At 73.0% G+C, this 3,333-nt stretch carries 5 protein-coding genes; 4 read left to right on the forward strand and 1 reads right to left on the reverse strand.

The features are described 5' to 3' along the window. Positions 1–192 (forward strand): adenosylhomocysteinase (locus AB0O29_RS34640; protein WP_365160044.1); only part of this gene is annotated, 192 nt, incomplete at its 5' end. Between the two features lie 103 nt (positions 193–295). Next, positions 296–958, forward strand: a complete 663-nt coding sequence (locus tag AB0O29_RS34645; RefSeq protein WP_365160047.1) for a hypothetical protein — start codon at positions 296–298, stop codon at positions 956–958. Positions 959–964: 6 nt separating this feature from the next. Here the strand turns inward: AB0O29_RS34645 and AB0O29_RS34650 are convergent, their stop codons facing one another. Then, positions 965–1,894 (reverse strand): RDD family protein, encoded by a 930-nt coding sequence (locus AB0O29_RS34650; RefSeq protein WP_365160050.1) that lies wholly within the window; start codon positions 1,892–1,894, stop codon positions 965–967. A gap of 111 nt (positions 1,895–2,005) precedes the next feature. Here AB0O29_RS34650 and AB0O29_RS34655 point away from each other — a divergent pair, with 111 nt between their 5' ends. Together AB0O29_RS34655 and AB0O29_RS34660 are read left to right on the forward strand one after the other, a co-directional pair. Beyond that, the gene (locus tag AB0O29_RS34655) at positions 2,006–3,013 is read left to right on the forward strand and encodes a stage II sporulation protein M (protein ID WP_365160053.1); all 1,008 of its coding nucleotides are present in this window, start codon (positions 2,006–2,008) and stop codon (positions 3,011–3,013) included. A gap of 69 nt (positions 3,014–3,082) precedes the next feature. Then, positions 3,083–3,333 (forward strand): hypothetical protein (locus AB0O29_RS34660; RefSeq protein WP_365160056.1); only part of this gene is annotated, 251 nt, incomplete at its 3' end.

Genomic DNA, 3,333 nt, shown 5'->3' on the forward strand with positions numbered 1-3,333 from the left:
ATCGAGCTGTTCACGAAGCCGGAGGAGTACCCGACCGACGTGTACGTGCTGCCCAAGCACCTGGACGAGAAGGTCGCGCGTCTGCACCTGGACGCGCTGGGCGTGAAGCTGACGACGCTGCGTCCGGAGCAGGCCTCGTACATCGGCGTCAAGGTCGAGGGCCCGTACAAGCCCGACCACTACCGCTACTGATCCCCGCCCCGGCGGATCGCGCACACTGAAGCAGGCCCCCCGGCACCCGTGCCGGGGGGCCTGCCCCGTCAGCACCCCGTACGCCAGCCAAGGACCACAGCCCATGCCCCGCGGCCGCTACTCGCTCCACGACCCGCACGACCACACGCCGCTCGGCGAGGAGCACTTCCACTGCGCCCCCGGCCCCTCCGGCTGGCGGTACGTCTCCCAGATCACCGCCCCCGGCGGCGACCACCGGGGCTCCGTCGACCTGGCCGTCGACGCGCTGGGCCGCCCCATCCGCCTTGAGATCAACGCCTCGAGCTGGCAGGTGCGCGGCGCCGCCATCGACGGGGTCACCTGGGTCCGCACCGACCCCGCCGGCGCCGAGGCCACCGAGGGCAACGTCGCCGCCCCCGGCTTCACCGGCACCTCCCCGGCCTTCCTCATCGCCACGGCCCGCCTGCTGCGCCTGACCCCCGGCGCCCCCGCGACCCGGATCCGGCTCGTCGCCCTCACCGACCCGGTCCTCGCCCCCCGCACCGTCGACCAGGCCTGGGCCCTGCGCTCCCGCGCCGAGCACCCCACCGACAGCGGCCCGCTCGTCGTCGACGAGTACCAGGTCACGGCCCTCGACACGGGCGAGGTCCACACCGTCCACATCTCCGGCGACGTGGTCCTCTCGGCCCCCGGCATCGAACTCGAACACCTGGAAACCCCGCCGTCCGTCTTCACGGACGACGAGTCCGGCGACGGCTCCGCGGACTTCGAGGGCTTCGAGGACTGAGGCCCACTACCCGGGCGGCGCGAACCCGGTGGCGCGCGGGGCGGGCTCGACGGGCGCCGCAGGCCGCGCCGGCGCCACGGGTGCGACGGGTGCCACGGGTGCCACGGGCGGGACCACCTGCGGGGCCGGCGCGGCGGGGGCGGGCGCCGTGGGCATCCCCCCGTACCCGGCGGGCGCGGTGCCCGGCCCGGGCGCGAAGGCCCGGGCCGCGTCCCGCGACTGCCGCTCGTGCACCACCGCCATCAGGAACGCGGCCGCCGGCACCCCGGCCGGCGCGGGCGCCCCCGTACGGGCCACCACGTCGTCCGCGAGCCGCGCCGCCATCACCGCGCCCGTGTGCGGGTCCAGCTGGTTCATCCGGGTCAGGTACTGCCGGATCGCCAGCCACAGCCCGTCCGGCACGGCCGACAGGTCCAGCGCCGAGAACCGCCCCGCCAGCCACGGCGGCGGAGGGGGTACGGGCATCACCCGCGCCCCCGGCACCCGCTCCCGGATCACCAGCGTGCCCGCGAACACGTCCCCGAGCCGCCGCCCCCGCTCCGACACCAGCGACGCGACGCAGGCCACCGTCCCGAAGGTCATCAGCAGCTCGACGACCCCCATCGCCCCGCGCACCAGCGCGTGCCGGAACCGGATCGGCCCGCCGTCCTCCCGCACCACCCGCAGCCCGCAGGCCAGCTTCCCCAGCGAACGCCCGTGGCTCAGCGTCTCCACCGCGATCGGCACCCCGACCAGCACCAGCAGCAGAGTCGCCACCGCCACGGCCGCCTGCGCGGCCTCGTCGAGCCCGGAGGTCGCGAGCACCAGGACGAAGAACACCACCACGTACGCGGTGAAGTACACGACCAGGTCGAGGAGCACCGCCAGCGCCCGGCTCGGCAGCCGTGCCGGCCGCAGCCCCAGGACGACCGCGTCCCCCGTCACCAGACCGCTCACCGGATGCACCTTTCACCGACCTGACCCGCCCCTGTGCACCCCAGTCTGCCAAGCTGACCGAAGGAGCAGCAGCCGTATCGGGCGGGCCAGGGGCAGGGGAGCGACAACCGGATGGATCTCGACGTCTTCGTAGCCGCCCACCAGGCGCAGTGGGCCCGTCTGGAGCAGCTCCTCGGCCGCGGCCGCCGGCTCACCGGGGACGAGGCCGACGAACTCGTCGCGCTCTACCAGCGCACCGCCACCCACCTCTCCCTGATCCAGTCGAGCGCCCCCGACCCGCAGCTCACGGGCCGCCTCACCCAGCTGGTGGCCCGCGCCCGCTCCACCGTCACCGGAACCCGCCGCGCGAGCTGGCGCGACGCCGCCCTCTTCTTCACGGCCGGCTTCCCGGCGGCCGTCTACCGCAGCCGCCGCTGGTGGATACCGACGGCGCTGCTGTCCACGGCCCTCGGTGTGCTCATCGGCTGGTGGATAGCCACCCACCCCGAGGTCCAGGGCGCCGTCGCCGCCCCCGAACACCTCAAGGACCTGACCCGGCCGGGCGGCGAGTACGAGACGTACTACTCCAGCCACCCGGCGGCCTCCTTCGCCGCGAAGGTCTGGACGAACAACGCGCAGGCGGCCGCCGTCTGCCTGGTCCTGGGCGCCTTCCTGGGCCTCCCCGTCCTGTGGATCCTCTTCCTGAACATGGCCAACCTCGGGGTGGGCCTGGGCCTGATGGCCTCGGCGGGCCGCCTCGACGTGTTCCTCGGCCTGATCCTCCCGCACGGCCTCCTCGAACTGACGGCGGTGTTCGTCGCCGCGGGTACGGGCCTGCGCCTGGGCTGGACGGTCGTCGACCCGGGCCCGCGCACCCGCCGGGCGGCCCTGGCGGAACAGGGCCGCGCCGCGCTCGGCATGGCCATCGGCCTGGCCGCGGTCCTGTTCGTCTCCGGCCTGCTGGAAGGCTTCGTGACCCCGTCGGGCCTGCCCACATGGGCCCGGATCTCCATCGGCGTCGCAGCAGAGGCCGCGTTCCTCGCGTACGTGTTCGTCCTGGGCGGGCGCGCCTCGCGGACCGGCGAGGCGGGCGACGTCGAGGAGGCGGACCGGACGGCGACACTGCCGACGGCGGCGTGATGTGCGTACAAGCCCGTTCAACTGCTAGTCTCCAGGGCGTCTCGCAAAGGGTGTTGACACATCCGGAGCGTGGAGGTAGATTCGAACGGTTGCCTCGAACTGGACAAGTTCGGCAGCGATGGTTTAAAGTCTTCTTCGCCCCCAAGAATCCAAGGAATTGCATTCCGATGGGGCACATCCAGCTCTGAATCAGAAACTGAAGCCGGGAAATCCGGTGGAAAACTTCTGATAGAGTCGGAACCGCCGGAAAGGGAAAGCGCGAAAGCGCAGGACCTGGAAAGCGCCGAGGAAATCGAGACTCGAAAGAGTCTGATAGAGTC

It is taken from the genome of Streptomyces sp. NPDC089915, from assembly GCF_040684675.1.
GTDB lineage: Bacteria > Actinomycetota > Actinomycetes > Streptomycetales > Streptomycetaceae > Streptomyces.